This is a genomic window from Halosubterraneus shenae (assembly GCF_050510935.1).
Taxonomy (GTDB): Archaea; Halobacteriota; Halobacteria; order Halobacteriales; family Haloferacaceae; genus JBDGPU01.
In genome coordinates, this window is sequence record NZ_JBNLVO010000013.1 from 1,670 (window position 1) to 5,170 (window position 3,501).

1 tRNA gene, 1 rRNA gene and 1 other annotated feature (1 of these 3 running past the window's edge) are annotated in these 3,501 nt (G+C 57.2%); both genes read right to left on the reverse strand.

Annotated elements, in window-relative coordinates:
- Positions 1–1,507: a sequence feature (mutual gap in cmsearch alignment for this rRNA model is longer than 100), on the reverse strand; it reaches 1,408 nt to the left of the window's first position.
- A gap of 211 nt (positions 1,508–1,718) precedes the next feature.
- Positions 1,719–1,790, reverse strand: a tRNA-Ala gene (locus ACQE3M_RS16330).
- A 142-nt stretch (positions 1,791–1,932) separates the two neighbouring features.
- Positions 1,933–3,403, reverse strand: a 16S ribosomal RNA gene (locus ACQE3M_RS16335).
- Positions 3,404–3,501: the final 98 nt, after the last annotated feature.

Below are 3,501 nucleotides of genomic sequence, written 5' to 3' on the forward strand. Positions count from 1 at the left end.
GCACTGGAATATTAACCAGTTTCCCCTTGTCTGCGTCGACTTACGGGCAGACTGAGGACCGGCTGACCCTCGGCTGATTGACAGTGCCGAGGAACCCTTGCTCTTCAGGCCGTCGAGGTTCTCACCCGACTATTGCTGCTACTGTGACCAGGATTTTCGTCACCGAACGGTCCACGCGAGCTCTCGCCCGAGCTTCCATCCGAACGGTGCGCCAACCTACGCGATCGCCCTGTGACAGGCGCGGCCAGGTCTCGGTGGTAGATTTGAGCCCCGATCATTTTGGGCGCCTCAAACCTCGGCCGGTAAGCTGTTACGCTTTTCTTAGAGGGTAGCTGCTTCTAAGCTCACCTCCCGGCTGTTTAGGGCTTGAGACCACCTTCGAATCGCACTTAATCTACACTTTGGGACCTTAACCCAGCTCTGGGTTGTTCCCCTCATGGTGCACAGGCTTACCCCGCACACCGGACTCCCTTCGTCAGCGGCGTCTGCAGGTTTGGAGTTCGACAGAATGGCCGACTCCTCTCGGAGGCGGGTCATTCAATCGGTAGCTCTACCCCGCAAACTACCTCAGAAGAGGTCATGCTTCGACATGTTTCGGTTGGAACCAGCTGTTGCCAGACTCGATGGGCCTTTCACCCCTATACGTAGATCACGAGAGGGTATTGTAGGACACCAACTCTAACGGGCCTCCACGTGCCTTTCGGCACGCTTCACCCTGCCTACGCATAGATCGTCTGGTTTCGGGTCGCACCCGAGTGGCTCCCCGCGCTTGAACACGGTGGCCCTCGTCATAAGACTGCGGCCATATCGGTTTCCCTGCGCCTCCCCGGATTCGCCGGTTAGACTCGCCAATCAAGTGCACTCCCTGGTTCGTTTTTCAAAACGTACGACACGACGTCGGCTCGCTCAACGTCCTACTAGAGAATCGCTTCTCGATCGTTTAGTTGAGCGCCTTCTACGCCCTGTCGCTCTTTCGCCAACTGATTTCAGGCCCTATTGCACCGCCCTTTGTGGGGTGCTTTTCAGCGTTCGCTCACGCTACTTGTTCGCTATCGGTCTCGAGGAGTGTTTAGCCTTCTCAGTTGATGCCTGAGATATTCATAGAGGATATCCGACCCCTACTACTCTGGAACTGACTCACGTTGTACTCACGAATCTTACGGGGTTATCACCCTGTTTCACGCTCCGTTCCAGGAGACTTCAGATTCGCTTTCGAACGCTGATCGTCAGCCCGAACACCACATTGCACGTCAGTGCTTCAGTTTGGGCTGTGTCGCGTTTACTCGCGGTTACTAACGACATCGCTATTGCGTTCTTTTCCTTCCCCTACTGAGATGTTTCAATTCGGGGAGTTCCCCATTGCGCTAAGCAATTGCAAGAGGATTCCTATTCGGAAATCCTGAGTTCTACGCCTCCATGCGGCTCCCTCAGGCTTTTCGCAGCTTGGCACGTCCGTCGTCGGCTCTCGAGCCGAGCCATTCACCAGCTGGCACAGTAGCCAGTATAATACGTCCACGTACCCGGTAATGGGTTCAGTGGGCGTCTGGATCGCACGTATACACGGTCGTCATCGGACACCTCGGAGGTCTTCCGAGCGTGTTCGTCGAACCCTTCCCAGCCGCCCTCTCGGGGGCTGGTGCATCGGTCGTCTTCCATCACAACCAATTCGCGACAAGCCCTTAAGGGACTCGTTTTGAATTCGCGTGATGGCGGAGACATGGACCCACAGGGATTCGAACCCTGGGCATCCTCCTTGCAAAGGAGGCACTCTACCGCTGAGCTATGGGCCCACCTTCCTCAATGGAAGGATGGTGTGTCGCGTATCTGCGAGCCATGATGGTCCTGCGGTGCCCGGCGTACTGTGTGACGGACACTTCGACGATGCATGAATGCCAAAGGTGAGCTCACCACGAAGGGTGAGTCTCGGTTCAGTGGAGGTGATCCAGCCGCAGATTCCCCTACGGCTACCTTGTTACGACTTAAGCCCCCTTGCGAAGCCCAGATTCGACTCCCTCTCGGGAGCCTCATCCGGACCTCACTCGGGTGCTTTGACGGGCGGTGTGTGCAAGGAGCAGGGACGTATTCACCGCGCGCTTCTGACACGCGATTACTACCGAATCCAGCTTCATGTGGACGAGTTTCAGTCCACAATCCGAACTACGACCGAGTTTCTGAGATTACCGTCGCCTCTCGGCGTTGGAACCCATTGTCTCGGCCATTGTAGCCCGCGTGTTGCCCAGCATATTCGGGGCATACTGACCTACCGTTGCCCGTTCCTTCCTCCGTGTTAGCCACGGCGGTCTCCCTACTGTCCCCAGCCACCTCGCGGTGCTGCTGGCAAGTAAGGATGCGGGTCTCGCTCGTTGCCTGACTTAACAGGACGCCTCACGGTACGAGCTGACGGCGGCCATGCACCTCCTCTCTGTGGCTCGGGTAAGGTCATCAACCTGACCGTCATTACCACAGTCGATGCTGGTGAGATGTCCGGCGTTGAGTCCAATTAAACCGCAGGCTCCTCCGGTTGTAGTGCTCCCCCGCCAATTCCTTTAAGTTTCATCCTTGCAGACGTACTTCCCAGGCGGCCTGTTTAGCGGCTTCCCTACGGCACAACACCCACTCGTAGTGGGAGTCACACCTAACAGGCATCGTTTACAGCTAGGACTACCCGGGTATCTAATCCGGTTCGAGACCCTAGCTTTCGTCCCTCACTGTCGGATCCGTTCTCTTGAAGTGGTTTCCCCATCGGCGGTCCGTCCAGGATTACAGGATTTCACTCCTACCCCGGACGTACCCTTCAAGCCTCCCGGTCCCAAGCCTCACAGTTTCCGCCGGACGCCCACCCGTTGAGCGGGTGGATTTCCCGACGGACTTGCAAGGCCAGCTACGGACGCTTTAGGCCCAATAAGATCGGCCATCACTCGAGCTGCCGGTATTACCGCGGCGGCTGGCACCGGTCTTGCCCAGCTCTTGTTCCTGAACCTCCCTACGGTTCAGAAAAGCACAGGCTCTATGCCTGTGCACTCGGGATCCCCTTATCGCACTGGCGTGCAGTGTAAAGGTTTCGCGCCTGCTGCGCCCCGTAGGGCCCGGAATCTTGTCTCAGATTCCGTCTCCGGGCTCTTGCTCTCACAACCCGTACCGATTATCGGCACGGTGGGCCGTTACCCCACCGTCTACCTAATCGGCCGCAGCCACATCCTTCGGCGCCGGAGCGTTTCGGACACTCTCCATTCCAGGCTGAGTGTCGTATGGAGAATTAGCCTCAGTTTCCCGAGGTTGTTCTCCTCCGAAGGGTAGTTTGGCCACGTGTTACGGAGCTATGCGCCACGAGTCTAAACTCGTGCGACTAGCATGGCTAAATCGGACCCCGATAGCAATGGCCTCCGGCAGGATCAACCGGAATGCGTACCTCCGTGCCTGATTCCCGGCACGGAGGGGGTTTGGCGGAGATTCGATTGACGTAACGTCAATGAATCACCATTGCATGGTCCAAGTGTCCGG